This window comes from Paenibacillus radicibacter (genome assembly GCF_024721995.1).
In the GTDB taxonomy this organism is placed as follows: Bacteria; Bacillota; Bacilli; order Paenibacillales; family NBRC-103111; genus Paenibacillus_AM; species Paenibacillus_AM radicibacter.
The window spans coordinates 83,551-100,832 of the sequence record NZ_JANQBC010000011.1 but is presented as its reverse complement, the minus strand read 5'-3'; the positions used below and the strand labels follow the sequence as shown (position 1 = coordinate 100,832).

19 protein-coding genes are annotated in these 17,282 nt (G+C 44.7%); 12 read left to right on the top strand and 7 right to left on the bottom strand.

Features of this window, described 5'->3' with window-relative positions; translation table 11 throughout:
- Positions 1-78 precede the first annotated feature (78 nt).
- Together aroF and glnA are read left to right on the top strand one after the other, a co-directional pair.
- Positions 79-1,122, top strand: a complete 1,044-nt coding sequence (gene aroF / locus NV379_RS19470) for a 3-deoxy-7-phosphoheptulonate synthase (RefSeq protein ID WP_258209001.1) — start codon at positions 79-81, stop codon at positions 1,120-1,122.
- A gap of 257 nt (positions 1,123-1,379) precedes the next feature.
- Complete coding sequence (glnA, locus tag NV379_RS19465) at positions 1,380-2,804, top strand: type I glutamate--ammonia ligase (RefSeq protein ID WP_258209000.1); 1,425 nt, start codon at positions 1,380-1,382, stop codon at positions 2,802-2,804.
- Between the two features lie 49 nt (positions 2,805-2,853).
- On the opposite strand, the gene NV379_RS19460 is transcribed toward glnA, so the two are convergent.
- A complete protein-coding gene (locus NV379_RS19460) occupies positions 2,854-3,366 on the bottom strand; it encodes a hypothetical protein (RefSeq protein ID WP_258208999.1) in 513 nt (170 codons plus the stop codon).
- A 154-nt stretch (positions 3,367-3,520) separates the two neighbouring features.
- On the opposite strand from NV379_RS19460, the gene NV379_RS19455 reads away from it, so the two are divergent.
- The 4 genes from NV379_RS19455 to NV379_RS19440 all read left to right on the top strand — a co-directional run bounded on the left by NV379_RS19455 (position 3,521) and on the right by NV379_RS19440 (position 6,597).
- Positions 3,521-4,102: a nucleotidyltransferase family protein gene (locus NV379_RS19455; protein ID WP_258208998.1), complete on the top strand. Its 582-nt coding sequence runs from the start codon at positions 3,521-3,523 to the stop codon at positions 4,100-4,102.
- A 69-nt stretch (positions 4,103-4,171) separates the two neighbouring features.
- Positions 4,172-4,534, top strand: coding sequence for a CcdC protein domain-containing protein (locus NV379_RS19450; protein ID WP_258208997.1), 363 nt, complete (start codon positions 4,172-4,174; stop codon positions 4,532-4,534).
- A 145-nt stretch (positions 4,535-4,679) separates the two neighbouring features.
- Positions 4,680-5,936 (top strand): sensor histidine kinase, encoded by a 1,257-nt coding sequence (locus NV379_RS19445; RefSeq protein ID WP_258208996.1) that lies wholly within the window; start codon positions 4,680-4,682, stop codon positions 5,934-5,936.
- Positions 5,937-5,949: 13 nt separating this feature from the next.
- Positions 5,950-6,597, top strand: a complete 648-nt coding sequence (locus NV379_RS19440; RefSeq protein WP_373426138.1) for a response regulator — start codon at positions 5,950-5,952, stop codon at positions 6,595-6,597.
- Positions 6,598-6,665: 68 nt separating this feature from the next.
- Here NV379_RS19440 and NV379_RS19435 read toward each other — a convergent pair whose 3' ends face one another.
- Complete coding sequence (locus tag NV379_RS19435) at positions 6,666-7,811, bottom strand: acyltransferase (RefSeq protein ID WP_258208994.1); 1,146 nt, start codon at positions 7,809-7,811, stop codon at positions 6,666-6,668.
- A 142-nt stretch (positions 7,812-7,953) separates the two neighbouring features.
- Entirely contained in the window at positions 7,954-8,391 is a 438-nt protein-coding gene (locus NV379_RS19430; RefSeq protein WP_258208993.1) for a Dps family protein, read from the bottom strand.
- Positions 8,392-8,566: 175 nt separating this feature from the next.
- Between NV379_RS19430 and serC the strand changes: the two genes are divergently transcribed.
- Entirely contained in the window at positions 8,567-9,655 is a 1,089-nt protein-coding gene (gene serC / locus NV379_RS19425) for a 3-phosphoserine/phosphohydroxythreonine transaminase (protein ID WP_258208992.1), read from the top strand.
- 74 nt (positions 9,656-9,729) lie between these two features.
- Here the strand turns inward: serC and NV379_RS19420 are convergent, their stop codons facing one another.
- Positions 9,730-10,455 carry a response regulator transcription factor gene (locus tag NV379_RS19420; protein WP_258208991.1) on the bottom strand — a complete coding sequence of 242 codons (726 nt, stop codon included), beginning with the start codon at positions 10,453-10,455 and terminating at the stop codon, positions 9,730-9,732.
- A gap of 159 nt (positions 10,456-10,614) precedes the next feature.
- Between NV379_RS19420 and trmL the strand changes: the two genes are divergently transcribed.
- A complete protein-coding gene (trmL, locus tag NV379_RS19415) occupies positions 10,615-11,079 on the top strand; it encodes a tRNA (uridine(34)/cytosine(34)/5-carboxymethylaminomethyluridine(34)-2'-O)-methyltransferase TrmL (protein WP_258208990.1) in 465 nt (154 codons plus the stop codon).
- Positions 11,080-11,248: 169 nt separating this feature from the next.
- A complete protein-coding gene (locus NV379_RS19410; RefSeq protein WP_258209130.1) occupies positions 11,249-11,503 on the top strand; it encodes an AbrB/MazE/SpoVT family DNA-binding domain-containing protein in 255 nt (84 codons plus the stop codon).
- A gap of 289 nt (positions 11,504-11,792) precedes the next feature.
- On the opposite strand, the gene NV379_RS19405 is transcribed toward NV379_RS19410, so the two are convergent.
- A complete protein-coding gene (locus tag NV379_RS19405) occupies positions 11,793-12,863 on the bottom strand; it encodes a phosphodiester glycosidase family protein (protein ID WP_258208989.1) in 1,071 nt (356 codons plus the stop codon).
- Entirely contained in the window at positions 12,860-13,291 is a 432-nt protein-coding gene (locus NV379_RS19400) for a hypothetical protein (RefSeq protein ID WP_258208988.1), read from the bottom strand. Before NV379_RS19400 ends, NV379_RS19405 begins: the two co-directional genes overlap by 4 nt.
- A gap of 156 nt (positions 13,292-13,447) precedes the next feature.
- Between NV379_RS19400 and NV379_RS19395 the strand changes: the two genes are divergently transcribed.
- Complete coding sequence (locus NV379_RS19395) at positions 13,448-13,612, top strand: hypothetical protein (protein WP_258208987.1); 165 nt, start codon at positions 13,448-13,450, stop codon at positions 13,610-13,612.
- 109 nt (positions 13,613-13,721) lie between these two features.
- Here NV379_RS19395 and NV379_RS19390 read toward each other — a convergent pair whose 3' ends face one another.
- Positions 13,722-14,591, bottom strand: coding sequence for a DUF2161 family putative PD-(D/E)XK-type phosphodiesterase (locus NV379_RS19390; protein WP_258208986.1), 870 nt, complete (start codon positions 14,589-14,591; stop codon positions 13,722-13,724).
- A gap of 241 nt (positions 14,592-14,832) precedes the next feature.
- Between NV379_RS19390 and NV379_RS19385 the strand changes: the two genes are divergently transcribed.
- Both NV379_RS19385 and NV379_RS19380 read left to right on the top strand, forming a co-directional pair.
- Positions 14,833-16,728, top strand: a complete 1,896-nt coding sequence (locus NV379_RS19385) for a PrkA family serine protein kinase (protein WP_258208985.1) — start codon at positions 14,833-14,835, stop codon at positions 16,726-16,728.
- Between the two features lie 109 nt (positions 16,729-16,837).
- Positions 16,838-17,278 (top strand): hypothetical protein, encoded by a 441-nt coding sequence (locus NV379_RS19380; RefSeq protein WP_258208984.1) that lies wholly within the window; start codon positions 16,838-16,840, stop codon positions 17,276-17,278.
- Positions 17,279-17,282: the final 4 nt, after the last annotated feature.

Sequence of the window (17,282 nt, the reverse complement as noted above, 5' to 3'; positions counted from 1 at the left end):
CTTTAATAGATAAAAGCATAAAAGCCAGAAAGCATAAAAGCACGAAAGTGATAATAAACGTTAGAGGAGCGGGAAAATATGATCGTCATTACATCGAACACAATTGGAGATAATAGAGTACAAGAATTGGTGCAATTTATTGAAAAGCAAGGCGCAGAGGCGCATGTGTCCCGTGGAGAAGGACGTACGGTAATTGGTATTATCGGACAAGTGGGTTCTAAGCTTGCGGATCAATTGCGACAGATGAAAGGTGTGGAACAGGTAGTGAAGATTTCGAAATCGTACAAAATGGCATCTAGAGAGTTTCATCCAGCAGATACGATTATTCGGATCAAGGGTGTGGAAATCGGTAGTGAGAACCTCGTTGTAATGGGCGGTCCATGTGCCGTTGAAACACCGGAGCAGATTGATGAGATTGCACGTCTGGTGAAAGCCGCTGGTGGTCAAGTGCTGCGTGGTGGTGCGTTCAAGCCAAGAACAGGCCCGTACAGCTTCCAAGGCGTGGGTGTTGAGGGCTTAGAGATGATGGCTGAAGCTGGGCGCAAGCATGGACTACTTACGATTACAGAAGTCATGACACCCGAATACGTAGACATTTGTGCGGAGCATGCAGATATCCTTCAAGTTGGAACTCGTAACATGCAGAACTTTGACTTGCTGCGTAAGCTGGGTACCATTCAGACCCCTGTCTTATTAAAGCGTGGTTTTAGTGCAACTTACGATGAGTTCTTGAATGCGGCAGAATACATCTTAGCTGGCGGTAATCCGAACGTGATGCTCTGTGAACGCGGAATCCGAACTTTCGAGACATACACGCGTAACACACTGGACTTAGCTGCTATTCCTGTATTGCAGTCCTTAAGCCACTTGCCAGTTATCTCCGATCCAAGTCATGGAACTGGTCGTCGTGAGCTTGTTGAACCAATGGCGAAGGCATCTGTTGCTGCGGGTGCGAATGGTTTAATTATTGAAATGCATACAGATCCAGATAATTCGATGACTGGAGATGGCGTACAATCGTTATTCCCAGATCAATTTGCAAATCTGCTTGTTGATCTAGAGAAGTTAGCACCGATATGTGGTAAGAAATTTGATACACCGAAACAGCCCGTTATGGCGTAATGATAAGCTTTTTTTTAAAATGATGTAAGTACAAGTGAGTTGGGTTTTCTCGTCTAGAGGGAACCCGACTTTTTTGTTATGAAAAAGGTTGCCTCGTTTCTCATGTCAGGTTATCTAACATTAATTTCGAAAATACCTTACATAAGTATTGACACTTCAAAATAATTAGATTTATAATAACTTCAACAATTATCAGAAGAAAACAAACAATAGACCGAAATTATACAATTAATGTTCGGAAATAGGAGGGCTTAACGATGTCAGTGCAGGACGTTTTAAGTTTAATTAAAGAGAAAAACATTGAGTGGATCGATTTTCGTTTCGTAGATCTTGGGGGAAAGGCACATCACATTTCGTTGCCTGCAGTTGAAGTAGACGATGAAACTTTCGTGAACGGTGTTGCTTTCGACGGTTCATCCATTCCTGGTTTCCGCGGTATTGAAGAGTCTGATATGGTAATGATGCCAGATACAGAAACCGTATATGTAGATCCTTTCACCGCACATCCAACATTAATAGTAATGTGTAATATTTATACACCAGATGGTGTTCGTTATGAACGTGATCCACGTTCCATCGCACAGAAAGCGGAAGGCTATATGCAAAGTGCTGGAATAGGTACGGCTGCTTATTTCGCTCCGGAGTCAGAATTTTTCATCTTTGATGATGTTCGATATGAGAGCAGCATGCACACATCTTACTACTCCGTTGATTCCGAAGAAGGTGCTTGGAACTCGGGTCGTAAAGAAGAAGGCGGTAACTTAGGTTCTAAGGTTCCAGTAAAAGGTGGCTACGTGCCTGTTCAACCGGTGGACACACAACAAGACATCCGCTCTGAAATGTGCCGTATCATGATGGAAAGCGGTCTTCGTATTGAGCGTCATCATCACGAAGTTGCAACAGCAGGTCAAGGCGAGATCAACTTCCGCTTCGACACTTTAACAAAAACAGCAGATAACTTAATGAAATATAAATATATTGTCCATAACACTGCACGCCAGTTCGGAAAAGTAGCAACTTTCATGCCGAAACCGCTATTTGGCGACAATGGCAGTGGCATGCATGTTCACTCCTCCATTTTCAACGGCGACACGCCGTTATTTTATGAAAAAGGCGCTTATGGCAGCATGAGTGAACTTGCGATGCATTACTTGGGAGGGATCTTGTACCACGCACCTGCACTCTTAGCGATTACAAACCCATCCACGAACTCGTTCAAACGTTTAGTTCCAGGTTACGAAGCACCAGTTAACCTTGTATTCTCCAAAGGTAACCGTTCTGCAGCGATCCGTATTCCAGTTGCAGCAGTAACACCGAAGGGCTGCCGCATTGAGTTCCGTACACCGGACTCCACTGCGAATCCATATCTTGCTTTCGCTGCAATGTTAATGGCTGGCCTTGACGGTATTAAGCGCAAGATCGATCCAGTTGCTCTTGGCTATGGTCCAATGGATAAGAACATCTATGATCTATCTGATGCTGAAAAAGCAGAAATTCGCTCCGTTCCAGGTACTCTTGACGAAGCACTTGATGCACTTGCAGCAGACTACGAGTTCTTGACTGAAGGTGATGTATTCTCCAAGGACTTCATCGAGAACTACATTCAACTCAAGCGTGACGAAGCGAAGGCAGTGAATATCCGTATTCACCCGCATGAGTACTCCTTGTACTTCGGTTGCTAATCTTAAAGTACTTATACTTTCTTTCATAAAAAAACCGCTGGGCATGTGCTCAGCGGTTTTTCGTCGGTTGCATGGTCTTGGCAAGCTCGATCATGTCATATTTAGATAGACGACTGCTGTCGATATCAATATAAGTCTCATCTTGAATCCAGCGCAGGTGCCCACCTGCAGAGTGATTATGTCCAGGTGTGTATCGTGCGATGACTCCGTTGATTGATATAGCCTCTCCACTATCATCGAATTTAAACTCTTCTTCATACTCGTCTAATTTGTTGTCTCTTGTGCCACTCATATCGACGGAGATTTGTGTTTTTTTCAAGTTGTAGTCATAAGCACTATGTTGCTCAATTCGAAACCACAAGTCATGTCCTGCAGGATCGAAGTAATGCAGTCTAACGAGTGTGATTGGATTGCTAGTATCAATGGGAGAGGGGTCTTTGATTTCTAACTTCCAATGCTGCTTGTTGTAATGCGGGACGAATAGCTTAAAGTCAGTATGACCACTCACTTGCTTCAAATCAGTTGGATCAACAGCGCTGAGCGTAATTTTACTGGGAAGCATTAGCGTGAGAAAGAGCACTATAGCAATCCATTTATGTCTCATGACATCACCTCGAGTAAAAATGTTTGATGATAGCATTTCCAGATTGAAGCATACTTATTTTTCAGATATTATAGGAATATACGTTCTTATAAATGGTGAATGAGGTGCTCCCATGCAATTACATAATGAGCAAGATATCGTGCAATTGATTACGGATGATTCATGGATGATGGATATTCTGAAAGCGGCAAGAACGCTCGAATTGCCTGATTGGTGGGTGTGTGCAGGGTTTGTCCGATCGAAGGTTTGGGATGTGCTCCATGGCTTTGAGGAGCGTACACCGATGCAAGATGTAGATGTGATTTACTATGATCCTAAGAGTCTGGATGAAGCCGTAGAGAAGGAATTTGAACAGAAACTTATACGTATAATGCCTGATGTGCCGTGGTCGGTTAAGAATGAGGCTAGAATGCATGTGATAAACAACATCCCTCCCTATGCCTCATCAGTCGATGCCATCTCCAAATTTCCAGAGACTGTTACCGCATTGGGGTTAAGCATCAATGAACAGGATCAGGTCATTCTTACCGCACCTTGTGGTATCGAAGACCTGCTAAACCTTGTGCTTAGACCGACACCTTATTTTGAACAAACAATAGAGCGGATGGACATTTATAAAGAACGTATTCACAAGAAAAATTGGATAAGCTATTGGCCAAAAGTAACAATGGCTGAAATCAAAATCAACCTGTAGATGGACGCGATGTGTGCTTGCTTTTCCTACACTTATACTATCGATAAGAGATAAGAAAAGAGGAGCCATATGAATACAATAGCCATTTATTTGATTGTTTTAGTGCTTATATTAATACGAACAGGCAAGGAAAAAGAGATACAACCTTCGCGTATGTGGATTACACCAGCGTTGTTCGCGTTCTTAGGTTTTTCGAGTATCTCGCAATCCCCTCAGTTGACGGGTTTAGGCTTACTGCTTGATCTCGTATTTTTGGCGATAGGGATTGGGATTGGGGTATGGAGAGGGTCAATGGAAAAAGTTGGCATTAACTCTTCTACTGGTAAAATAACATCCCAAGGTACTTTATTCGGTACGCTGGTATTCATAGCAATCTTACTACTTCGTGTAGGGCAGGGTATTGGGGAAAGGAACACGCTCTGGTATCATTGAGTAATGCGCTGCTCTTTATTCCAATCGGAAGTGTTTGTGCGAGACGTTATGTGATTTTCACAAAATACCAACGATTAGTTGGGGCGCGGAGAAAATAATACCCTTATCAAGAGGTGAAAGTGTGGAAAGACCCATGCCTTCTTCAATGAAATTGAAATGGTCTTCACGGTGCAAGGAGTTCTTTTTATTATATTCTCGGCGGATCATACTCAGTGTGATCTTGATGATCTTACTTGGGCAGACGATCAATCGAACGTCATTGTTCCATGCTGGGATTGAGATCATACTTTGTCTCGCCTATTTGGTGTTGATCTGGACGACTGACTTGTGGCTCAAATCCTACCGAATACGCATTGTTGCTGTCTCCTTACTCTGGATCAGTTTGACGCTGGCACTTTACCTAAATGCCGCGTCATTTAATACATCAATTGTGCTCTTGTTCTGCATGATTGTTTACATCCCACTACGGCTGCCGGGAATGCTATCTATCATTATGGCAACCTCAATCCTTATACTCGACGGGCTAATTTGGTATGTCACACAATTGGTTGATAATCATGGTATTCTGATGTTTACGATGATTCATGCGGGGATTTATGGATTGTGTTGGGGAGCGAGAATGCGTCGAGAGTCCAATGAAATTCGATTACAGCACTATCATGAGCTGTCTGAGATGCATAACCAATTAGAGCAAAGCCATCGAGCGTTGCAACAATCGCATAGAGAACTTGAGGAGTATACCGCTCGATCATTGCGTTATGCGGTATTGGATGAGAGAACACGAATTGCTCGTGATATCCACGATAGCATCGGACATAATTTAACGTCGGTCATCGTTCAACTTCAAGCACTCCCTTATATGATCAAGGCTAATAAGGAAGATGCGGAAACATCGCTATCCAATGTTCTTGAGATTACGAAGAGTTGTCTGACAGAAGTTCGAACAGTCGTTCATCAGATGGCGATTGACGATGAAGGTCTCGGTCTACTTGCGCTGCGTAGCTTGGTCACTTCGGTTGGAGAAAGAAGCGGACTCGCGATTTCTTTAGAAGTAAATGGCGTAGAAGCGGAGTGGAAGTCAGGTCTATCTGAAATGATGTATCGTGTTCTACAAGAAGCGCTAACGAATACCATACGTCATGCGAATGCATCGAAGGTTAAAGTATCTATTCGTGAAAATAAAGATACGGAGCAGGTTACAATGATTGTAATAGACGATGGGACATGGACAGAAGAATATCCGCCATCTCCTGGTTTTGGATTGTCCAGTATGCGGGCGAGATGCGAGAGTGCTGGCGGATTATTGGAACTTAACTCTTGCCAGCCTCATGGGCTTATGGTTATCGTTACCGCGCCGCTCCAACATCGATCCTTGGAAGGAGAGAAATATGGTGGCGCTTAAACCCATTCGTACGATGATTATCGATGATCAGCCGTATGTTCGACATGGACTGAAATACATTATTAATGCGCAAGAAGACATGGAAGTCGTAGGTGAGGCAGCTAATGGGCGGGAAGCGATTGACCTAGCCAGTCAGTTACATCCCGATGTGCTGCTGATGGATGTCCAGATGCCTGAGGTAAGTGGCATTGAAGCGACACGTGAAATCTTGTCGATCTTACCGAATAGTAAAATCGTCATCCTCACCACATTCGATACAGAAGAATATGTGTATCAAGGTATTCGTGCGGGGGCTACAGGGTATTTGCTGAAGGATGTGGCACCCAATGAACTTCTTGATGCGATCCGAGCTGCCTTTCGGGGTGAAGCCATTTACCGAACTGCGATCGCGGCTAAGGTGATATCCCAAGCGTTACAACCTACACGAGCTTCAATCGATCCATCAGATCCACCATTGCAGCTGCTTGATTCATTTACAGAACGCGAACTTGAAGTCTTGCAGCAAATGGCATTCGGACTGCGTAATGAACAGATTGCGCAGCGGCTCTATATTGGTGAGAGTACAGTGAAAACGCATGTGCATCGGATTTTGCAAAAATTCGGCGTTCAGGATCGCACACAAGCGGTTGTCTATGCGATACGCAATCGAATGGTACAATAAGTCCAATCTTCATCATATAAAATAAACAGCGTTACGTAGAAATCACTACGCAGCGCTGTTTATTTTATTTATGCGGACATTGGTTTATCTTTTTGTGCATTCATTAAATTCTTAATTTGCTTCACTACAAGACGAATCACATATGCAACTGCAATTGATGCGACAGTCGCGATGACAATTGTGGTCATATTCCTTGCAATAACGGCTTCTAGGGGCCAAATACTATCGGAAATGGCATAAGCCATATTAAGCATCAAAGCATGCGCGAGGTAAGCCACATAGGAATAAGAGCCGATGGTTAGGACGATTTTGCTAACGGTTGAATTCGACTTCTTACTCAAGCTAATTGAGATGACATGCATCGCAAGCACAGAGATGATGAGGAATACCGCCATTAATGGTCGAAGCAGTAAGGTATCATTATAATTAATCGCAAGCTCAGGGCTTAGCTTGAAGCTGCTCACGACTTTGGCTAACATTCCAATCACAACGGCTGCATAAATACTTAGAATGTACCAGCGGTATTTGATGAGCCAAGAACGCCATTTTTCCAGATGCATACCCGCACCTGCTCCCATGACAAAGTAGAACAAGAACATAAAGGCATTGCGATCTAGATATTCGGTGAAAAAGTCTGTGAGGATTGGAATGTTCAGCTTATAGGCAGTCTCGTAAATCCATCCATTCTGCGTCATTTGCAAGATGTAGAGAACACCTAGAGTAATCATTACCCCCCATGTAACTTTACTCGAAACTTTTCTAAGAGGCATGGATAAGCGCTGTATGAATGGGAAAAGGATATACAGCTGCATCGTCATCACAACGTACCACAAGTGGTAAGATGCAGTTCCTGTTAGGACAAGCAGTCCAAGTTTCTGCCAAGCTGGGAATGTCGTTAAATCGAGCCCGTGGAACAATACCGCGTACAACACAGCCCACGGCAAATACGGGAGTACAATGTCTTTGAACCGTTTGCGGATAAACGTGCCATATCGGATGTTAGCATCATAATTATAGAATAATAGTAAACCAGATATGAATATAAAAAGTGGGACTGCGAACTTGGATACTAGCAGCAGTAGTGCAAAGATCACGCCATCTTCGAGCCGCACTTCAGGTACATACGTATAATGTGCAATCGTATGCTGCATCACCACAGCTAAGAACGCTAGAGCGCGCATCCACTCAATCTCGTAAATTTTAGGTTTTCTCATATAGACCCCTTTACTATGAGTTATGAGCTGTAACACATCCTTTTACTATAACATATTCAATCTGTCTACATAACCAAAAAAGAGCTGCCACTAGATGGCAACCCATTTTTATGAAAACTTATAAGTTTAAAGCGTCAGTACCTTATCCCAAGTATGCATTCAGCATCCATACATGCTTATCTAACTCTGTGCGGATAGAAAGTAGTAGGTCAGCTGATAGATCATCGCCAGCTTCTTCAGCAATAGCGTTGCCTTCTTTAAGCTCTTCGATCAACATGTTGAAGTCGCTAATAACGGCACGAACCATGCCATCGGCAGTTGTTTCATCACCTGCTTCTTGGATTGTTGCTACTTGCAAGAAATCTTTCAAGCGGGATAGCGGCTGACCACCACTTGCTAGAAGACGCTCAGCTAGCTCATCCAGGTGACCACTTGCTTCATCATATAATTCTTCAAACTTTTCATGCAGCGTAAAGAAATGAGTACCTTTCACATACCAGTGGTAGTGGTGGAGCTTGATGTACATAACTCCCCAGTTTGCAATTTGTTTATTCAGAATATTAGCTATGGATGGATTCATATGTATTCTCTCCTTTTTTAAAAACAATTAATACGATAGTAGCACCTGTCTCTTATCCCTGTCTGTGACTGTTATAACATTCAGAAATTGCTTGAACGAAACTTGCAAAATTGCTATTATAAGCTTTAATACTTTAGCGAAACTATGCAAAATAAATAAAGGGAGTGGGAGAAAGATGAGTAAGCGAGCATACAATTTTAACGCAGGTCCAGCGGCACTACCGCTGAGTGTACTTCAGAAAGCGCAAGAGCAATTAGTGGAATATCAGGGTATTGGCATGTCCATTATGGAAATTTCACATCGCAGTAAAGAGTACGAAGCACTTAATAATGAGACGCAGCAATTGCTGAAGGATCTATATCAAATTCCAGACGGTTACAACATTCTTTTCCTACAAGGCGGAGCAAGTTCGCAATTCGCAATGATCCCAATGAACTTCTTACGTCCTGGTAAAGTAGGTAGCTATGTGAATACAGGCGCATGGGCGGAGAAGGCGCTTAAAGAAGCAAAATTGTTCGGCGAGGTACATGTAGCAGCAAGTACAGAAGCAGATCAATTCATGCGTATGCCTGCTCAGGATGAAATTCAAATTCACCCAGATGCAGCTTATGTACACGTAACTTCGAATGAAACAATTGGCGGTGCGCAATTCGCAAGCTATCCAGCAACTGGTGACATCCCATTAATCGTAGATATGTCCTCAGATATTCTTAGTCGTCCTGTCGATGTGTCGATGTTTGGCATGATTTATGCAGGCGCTCAGAAAAACTTAGGTCCATCAGGGGTTACAGTCGTGATCGTACGTGAGGATATGTTGAAAGATTTGCCGAAGAGCATTCCAACAATGATGCGTTATGGCATTCACGCAGATAATAATTCTTTATACAATACGCCACCGGTTTATTCGGTGTATATGATGAACTTAGTTCTTAAATGGATTGTCGAGCAAGGTGGTTTAGAAGCAGTTGAGAAGATTAATGTAGAGAAAACCAACTTGATCTACAACGCGATTGATCACTCAGATGGCTTCTATCAAGGATGCGTAAATACAGATAGCCGCTCCCGCATGAATATTACGTTCCGACTTGCTAATGAAGACTTGGAGAAGAAATTCATTAAAGAGTCAGAGGCAAAAGGCTTTGTTGGTCTCAAAGGTCACCGTAGTGTTGGCGGTCTACGTGCTTCCACATACAATGCGGTTCCATTTGAAGCTTGCGAGGCGCTAGCAACGTTTATGGAAGAGTTCCGTAAGAACAATAGCTAATTGAGATATAGAGCAACCCTCACCGCTAATGTGGATGAGGGTTGTTTTTGGTGCGGCGTATTTGAAGGAGATCACTATGCGAGAGAGGCTTTATGTTTATGTGAACTTGGATCTGTTAGCTTATAGCCGACATTACGTATCGTAACGATATGTTCAGGAGTGCGTGTGTTGGATTCGATTTTGTCACGTAGATGAGAGATATGCACGTCTACAATGCGAGTGTCGCCGAGGAAGTGGTAATCCCATACACCGACGAGTAATTGCTGACGACTGAGTACTTTACCGCGGTGTTTACATAAGAAAAGCAGCAATTCGTATTCTTTGGGAGTCAGTTCTACCGGATTTCCATGGACTTTCACTTCTCGCTGGGCCGGGTAGACGACGATGTCACCAAGACTAATGGAAGTGGAATCTACATGCTCAGGGAGAGCACTCATTCTTCGTAATATTGCTTGGATACGTGATACGAGTTCTTGTGGTGAAAAAGGTTTGGTCATGTAATCGTCTGCACCATGGTCAAGTCCGGCTATCTTGTCAGCTAGCTCATGCATGGCCGAGAGCATAATAATAGGAACAAGATTGTTCTGGGTGCGCAGCTTGCGGCATACTTGGAAGCCGTCCATCTTGGGTAACATAAGGTCAAGTATGATGAGATCCGGGCGGAAGGATTGAATTTTCTCGAATACAGCTTCCCCATCGAATACGCATTGTACTTCAAAGCCTGCTTGCTTGAGATTGAATTCAATGAGCATGGAGATCGAAGGTTCATCATCAACAACCAGTATTTTTTTAGGGTTCATGAGTGACGCACTCCTTTACAAGTTCTTATAACTGCATTATGCAGTGCGTCTATCAAGTGAATATTCGATTTTTGTTAAAAGGATGTAAAAATTCAAGTAGAAGTTTTTGATTTTAACGGCTAATTATAATAGGATGAAAGGAAGAGGTGAAGATACATCATGGCTTTTCATATTGTACTCGTTGAACCGGAAATTCCGGCTAACACAGGCAACATTTCGCGCACATGCGCAGCAACAGGCACTCATTTACATTTGGTTCGACCACTTGGATTCGACACAGATGATCGCACGCTTAAGCGCGCGGGACTTGATTATTGGCACTCCGTGAAGCTAGAGTATCACGATTCGTTCGAAGAGGTTAAGCAGAAGTATCCTGAAGCACGCTTCTTCTGTGCAACGACGAAAGCGACGAAGCGTTACTCAGACTTTGAATTCCGCGACGGGGATTTCTTCGTATTCGGTAAAGAGACGAAAGGTTTGTCCAAAGAGATTCTTGATATGCATCCGGACACACTGATTCGTATGCCGATGTCAGATAACGTGCGTTCGCTGAATTTGTCGAATACTGCCGCAATTATGGTGTATGAAGCACTGCGTCAAGTGGATTTTCCAGGTTTGGAATAGCGCTGAAACACTAGATTTTTAAGGAAAATCGTCAAAAAGTTCACTAGATATTCAAACCTATGAAACATTTTTAAACACGTGTCAAAAAAAGAAGGAATTGCAAAAATTTTGACGAATAAGACGATTATGTGTTTAAGGTTTATGTTCTAGGGGGAATTGAAAGACGATGATGAAACCGGCTGGAGTTGTACGTAAAGTAGATCAACTTGGACGCATTGTTCTTCCGAAATCGCTTCGCAAACGTTATCAAATGAATGAAGGCGATCCGGTTGAGATTTTGGTACAAGGTGACCACATTATTTTGGAAAGATACCGTCCGAAATGCGTGTTCTGCGGAACAATGAGCGAAGTAAGTGACTTTAAAGAACGCCATATCTGTTTAGAATGCTTAGAGCAAATGCATGATTTAAAAGATAGAGCATAAGGCTCATCTAACAAAAGAGGCTGCCAATCCATTCGGATCGGCAGCCTCTTTGTTTGTACGATGAATTGATCTTACAGACCTTTTGTCTTGTCTTCGTTGTAAGATGATGTAAGGATCGCAACGATAAAAATAATAAACACGGTGATCATGATCCAGAAAGTTGATGACATGTAAGACCCTCCTAAAAGGTAATCGCATCCAAAATTGATACATCCATTATATCGTTCGCCCAGTAAATTGAAAATGAACAAAAGCGAATTTACTGTGACATTTATCTCATAACTCATAATTATTTAAAAAAGAGGAAGTTTGTCGCAAGTGGTCTCATTTTGCCATCTGATGGTCGATTGATCACTTCACCTGCAAAAATGAGTGTCGATGATCCACCTCCATCTAGGTTGTACGCATCACGCACGCCTAATTCTTGCAGCTTGTTCTGAAGTTCAGCGAGGGTTGCACCTGAGCGCCCACTCTCATCATTGCCGTCTGTGACGATAAACACGAGTTGATCGTCTTTATAGTTCCCAACAACGGTTCGCGCTGCTCGTGCTGGTGTAGTTTGCCACTTGCTTGGGATCGTCGTCTTCTGACCATTCTTGAGTAATGTAGGAACGAATGTAGCGCCGAATAATGGATTCTTACTGTCGAGCTCCGCTTGAGAACCGAATGTCCCTCCGATAAGCTTGCGTTCCTTGTTTAGTCCAATGAAGGTTAGATTGTCATAGCTAGGGAAGAAACCGTAGACATATTTACCGCCGATCATGGTCGTCTCCAGTGGGAAACGTTTCCCCGTACTGCCCTCATCCGCAAATCCACCCGCGTTCACACCGGCAAAAGCACCATAGCGGCGAGCTGCCTCTAAGGTAGTCTCTGAACTGCCAAGCTTGTCCTTACCAAGTGTCAAACGCATCGCTTTGTCGGATTTCAACGTTACTTTCATCGCATAGCCATGATAATTGTTTTCTTGAAAAGGGAACAGCTTCAGATCGATATTAGCGGAAGAAGCGTGTCTAGTCACACGTCCAAGTTTAGATGTAATACGCTCATCGTAGATAACACCCGGTCGAAGCAAGCTATCTGCTGCTACAGTGAGCATTTGGCCAACATCTGCTGTACTTTGTTGGTAGAGCTGATGAAACCGTTCGATGATGCTCTTGGTCTGTACGGCTTCTAAGTTTGCTGTAACCAATTTCTCCTGAAGTGATGAGCTTTCGAGTTCAAATGTACTTGTTGCAGCCTCCGTATATACACTTGGAAGCTGCACGGGAAAAGTCGCAAACAGCAAGTAGATCATCATGCCTAGAAATGGAGCACAAGCGAGTAGCATGACACGGTTTAATCCTTGTACACGGCTAATCATTTGAGCACTTCCAAGTTTTGTTGGAGTTCTTCTAATTGCTTCTTCACTTCGGCAAGCTGGGTGTAGAGCTGATTCGAGTTATCTGTCTTGGAGTTCGCACTATCTTTCGTAAAAGCGAGCAATTCGTTAAGTGTGTCGACTTTTGCCTGCATTTGCGCCATGTCGGCTTTAACTGTTTCTTTCAGGTCGGTTACTTGCTTCTGATAGTCTTGTTGTACGACTAGGAGCTGCTGCTCAGTTTGATGTGCAATGTCACTTGCGATCTGTTTTTTTAAGTAGTTTGTATACAAGAAAGTAGTCCCGCCGCCGAGCACGATTAAGATTAACCACGCGATGAACAGCTTGCGATATGTATTTTTCTTGACTTTAGTTTGTGGGGCAGATCGAGCTTGTAAGACATCTGTAGAAGCATTGATGGGGGTATTCACGATGTGTTCACCTCATTCGTATCTTGTAAAAAATAGTATACATCATCCATTAGTAGGGTGACAAAATAATTGTCGAATCGTTCATAAAACAAGTGCTTGAGGCTCATACTAGAGTAGTTACATAGAAGGATACGGGTAATAAAGGAGGTGTCAAATATGAATAATAACGGAGAACAACAAGAAGATTTGAATACATTCGTGACGAATGCAGAATTTGATGCGGAAAGTCGTGCAGAAGCGATGAATGAAGGGGCAACCCAGCTGCAAGCGGAAGATGCAGATGCGCCTACAAATATTGTGGAAGACGAGAACTTGCAGTAGAGAGATCGGATTCATTCGACTCGGAAAATGATAGAGAGTAAGCAGCAAGGCAAGCCTTATCTTCATGTGGGCTTGCCTTGCTGTGTGTTAGGAGAGGAGCATTCAATTGCTAACTGGTCGAGGGCAATTGCTTGCGAATAACTTCGACGACATGTGCGAATGTCGTAAGTGCAGCTTCGCCTTCAGCGGTAATGCGATAGACGCCGCGCTCCACGCGTTCGTACCAGCCGTAGTAGTTCGCCTGCATGAAGCTTGTCGCTTCTTTGAAGGCGCTTAGTTCGCGCAGCTTGCGCGTTGTAAGCGGCCCATGCTCGTGCAGCGTCCATGCGAGAAGCAGCGCGCGCTCCCGATAGGCGGTCACGCGCTTCACGCGGGTAGAGCCGCCCACGTTGAAATCACCGTGGCGGTTTGCGAACTCGGCCGCCAGCCTGTCGGCGGCCCGCTTGCTTACGCGCACCCCGGCTTTGCGGGGGCGCGTAAGCTTCGCCTCCACCGCAGCGCTAGGCGCCTGCGGTGCAGCCCCATCGCCCCGCCCTTGATAGGCGGGGCTGGGCTCTCTCACCACCGCGCCCTGTGCTGGTGGTGCTGCATACTCCCCCGCCGCGCTGAGCGCCGGCGGGTGGCAAAGCGCTTCGACAAGGGGCTTCTTCCTTGTCTTGTAGAAGCGCACCGTCAGCAGCCCTAGCCCGAGCATGCCGCACATCGTGCGCAGCTCGGACCAGCTGACGCGGTGCGGAGCACGCCCTTTGGGCGGCAGCTCGAACGCCACGTAGACGAGTGGCGATAGCTTAAGCCTACCCATCCCCTGCACGAGCAACGGGATATTCAGGCTCTTTTTCAGCTCAATTATGACAGGCTGTTCATCTCCGCGTACCGCGACGACATCACAATGTCGAACTTCCCCTTTCACCTCATAACCACGCGCTTCCCAGAACTGTTTGATCGGCTCGTACAGCTCCGTTTCACTGCTAATCGCCAATTCCTTCACCTGCTCCCATGAACGTGCAACCGTGTTTCACTTTTATTTTCATTATACCACAGTCATTTTGGTCAAACCGTTTAGGCTCTAAGGATAGAGGCGGTGTGCGCCTATTTTGGCTTGTTCTAAACTAAAATATTATGAAACTTCATCCGCATTAGCGCATAGGTATGTAATACACAAGCAAGGGCTATCACAAGCCATACCTATACCACTTTGCAGCAGGCGAGAGGAGGAACCCATGGACATTTTCAGAAGAGTCGCAGAGCATCGTGACCAAAAAGAAAAGCTGGCATGGTCAGGGACATTTGCCGAGTATATTAATAGGGTTCGCGAAAATCCGAGTCTGACGATGACTGCTCATTCGCGTGTTTATGACATGATTGCGTCGCATGGTATTCATGAGGATAACGGTCAGCGGAAATACAATTTTTTTGATCAGGAAATTTATGGTTTGGATCATTCCATTGAAAAGCTGGTGGAGGAGTACTTTCATTCGGCAGCTAGACGACTCGATGTACGCAAGCGGATCTTGCTGCTCATGGGTCCAGTAAGTGGTGGTAAGTCGACACTTGTTACGATGCTTAAAAGGGGTCTAGAGGCATTCTCCAAAACAGAAGAAGGCGCCGTATATGCGATTAAAGGCTGCCCGATGCATGAAGAACCCTTGCACTTGATTCCGCATGACCTGCGACCTGAAGTGGAGGCAGAACTTGGCATCCGTATTGAGGGAACGTTATGCCCTTCTTGCCAAATTCGATTGAAGACCGAATATGGCGGTGACATTGAAAAAGTTGAAATCGAGCGGGTTATCGTATCCGAGGAAGCGCGTATCGGGATTGGTACGTTCTCCCCATCTGATCCGAAATCGCAAGATATTGCTGATCTAACGGGATCGATTGACTTCTCGACCATTACGGAATACGGCTCCGAGTCTGACCCGCGTGCGTACCGGTTTGATGGTGAACTAAACAAAGCGAACCGTGGGATCATGGAGTTCCAAGAAATGTTGAAGTGTGATGAGAAGTTCTTGTGGAACTTGTTGTCGCTCACACAAGAGGGTAACTTCAAAGCAGGTCGATTCGCGTTAATTTCGGCGGATGAAATTATTATTGCGCATACCAACGAATCCGAATATAAATCGTTCATTTCGAACAAGAAGAATGAAGCCCTCCAATCCCGGATCATCGTTATGCATATCCCCTACAATCTGAAAGTTTCACAAGAGGAGAAAATTTACGGCAAGCTCATTTCGCAAAGTGACATGTCCCATGTCCACATTGCTCCGCATGCTTTGCGGGCAGCTGCGATATTCTCTATCCTAACAAGGCTGAAAGATTCGAAGAAACAAGGGATGGATCTGCTCAAGAAGATGCAAATGTATGATGGCCAGATTGTAGAAGGATATAAGGAATCAGATCTGAAAGAAATGCAGAACGAGTTTTCCGAAGAAGGCATGTCAGGGATCGATCCTCGTTATGTCATTAACCGGATTTCGAGCGCGCTCATTCGGCACGATCTGGAATGCATCAATGCACTGGATGTGCTACGGGCAATTAAAGACGGCCTCGATCAGCATTCGTCAATTACGAAGGAAGAGCGCGAGCGGTACTTGAACTTCATCTCGGCGGCGCGCAAAGAATACGATGAAATTGCGAAGAAAGAAGTGCAGAAGGCATTCGTGTACTCCTTCGAAGAATCAGCACGAACTTTATTTGACAATTATCTGGATAATATTGAAGCTTATTGCAACTGGGGACGCATTACGGATCCCTTAACGGGTGAAGACATGGACCCAGATGAGCGCCTCATGCGCTCGATTGAAGAGCAGATTGGCATCTCGGAAAATGCGAAGAAAGCATTCCGCGAAGAAATCTTAATTCGCATCTCCTCCTATTCGCGCAAAGGAAAGAAATTCGATTACAGCTCCCACGACCGTCTGCGTGAAGCGATTGAGAAGAAGTTATTTATGGATTTGAAGGATATCGTGAAGATTACGACATCGACGAAGACGCCAGATGAGAAACAACTCAAGCGTATTAATGATGTTACCAAGCAACTGATTGATGAGCATGGATATTGCCCGGCTTGCGCCAATGAACTGCTCCGCTATGTGGGATCGCTGCTGAATCGATAAGCTGCTTGTCCCGCCCAAATTTCCACTAGGCGTTCACCTAACTAGGCACTTGCACATAAGATAAAGCATAACGTTAGGCTAGCCCAAGTGGAGAGGAATGAACAATTTCATGGCGATTACGAATGCGAATCAGCTAATGCCAAATCAGCAAATGCAGAATCATCAGCCCAACAACTATCCGATGAGGTCAAATGAAGTCAGTTATGAGCAACCGACATATGATCCTTATGCGTATATCGAGCGCCCGGTTGGCGGCGGTCATATGGGAGGCGGGCACATCGGAGGTGGAGGAGGACACATGGGTGGCGGCGGTGGCCATCTTCCGGTTCCACCACCGGGTGGACATGGACATTTCGACGGACATCATGGAGGGTTTGGCAATTTAGCGCCGTTCTTGTTCCTGACTCCGTTCCTGTTCAATCAACCGAACTATGTTCCTGTGCCGTATCCATACCCAAGTGGTCCGTATCCACCAGGATATTATCCTTGTCCGTATCCGAATCAGAATTACTTGTGCCCATATCCAACACCAACTCCATATCCGTACTAAAACA

Bases quoted from the DNA above. Each gene is read 5' to 3' on its own strand.
- NV379_RS19440 (WP_373426138.1), top strand. From the start codon at position 5,950: ATGATTATCGATGATCAGCCGTATGTTCGACATGGACTGAAATACATT.
- NV379_RS19450 (WP_258208997.1), top strand. From the start codon at position 4,172: ATGAATACAATAGCCATTTATTTGATTGTTTTAGTGCTTATATTAATA.
- aroF (WP_258209001.1), top strand. From the start codon at position 79: ATGATCGTCATTACATCGAACACAATTGGAGATAATAGAGTACAAGAA.
- NV379_RS19395 (WP_258208987.1), top strand. From the start codon at position 13,448: ATGAATAATAACGGAGAACAACAAGAAGATTTGAATACATTCGTGACG.
- NV379_RS19405 (WP_258208989.1), bottom strand. From the start codon at position 12,863: ATGATTAGCCGTGTACAAGGATTAAACCGTGTCATGCTACTCGCTTGT.
- NV379_RS19380 (WP_258208984.1), top strand. From the start codon at position 16,838: ATGGCGATTACGAATGCGAATCAGCTAATGCCAAATCAGCAAATGCAG.
- NV379_RS19445 (WP_258208996.1), top strand. From the start codon at position 4,680: ATGAAATTGAAATGGTCTTCACGGTGCAAGGAGTTCTTTTTATTATAT.
- NV379_RS19455 (WP_258208998.1), top strand. From the start codon at position 3,521: ATGCAATTACATAATGAGCAAGATATCGTGCAATTGATTACGGATGAT.
- NV379_RS19460 (WP_258208999.1), bottom strand. From the start codon at position 3,366: ATGCTTCCCAGTAAAATTACGCTCAGCGCTGTTGATCCAACTGATTTG.
- NV379_RS19435 (WP_258208994.1), bottom strand. From the start codon at position 7,811: ATGAGAAAACCTAAAATTTACGAGATTGAGTGGATGCGCGCTCTAGCG.
- serC (WP_258208992.1), top strand. From the start codon at position 8,567: ATGAGTAAGCGAGCATACAATTTTAACGCAGGTCCAGCGGCACTACCG.
- glnA (WP_258209000.1), top strand. From the start codon at position 1,380: ATGTCAGTGCAGGACGTTTTAAGTTTAATTAAAGAGAAAAACATTGAG.
- NV379_RS19420 (WP_258208991.1), bottom strand. From the start codon at position 10,455: ATGAACCCTAAAAAAATACTGGTTGTTGATGATGAACCTTCGATCTCC.
- NV379_RS19430 (WP_258208993.1), bottom strand. From the start codon at position 8,391: ATGAATCCATCCATAGCTAATATTCTGAATAAACAAATTGCAAACTGG.
- NV379_RS19385 (WP_258208985.1), top strand. From the start codon at position 14,833: ATGGACATTTTCAGAAGAGTCGCAGAGCATCGTGACCAAAAAGAAAAG.
- NV379_RS19410 (WP_258209130.1), top strand. From the start codon at position 11,249: ATGAAACCGGCTGGAGTTGTACGTAAAGTAGATCAACTTGGACGCATT.
- trmL (WP_258208990.1), top strand. From the start codon at position 10,615: ATGGCTTTTCATATTGTACTCGTTGAACCGGAAATTCCGGCTAACACA.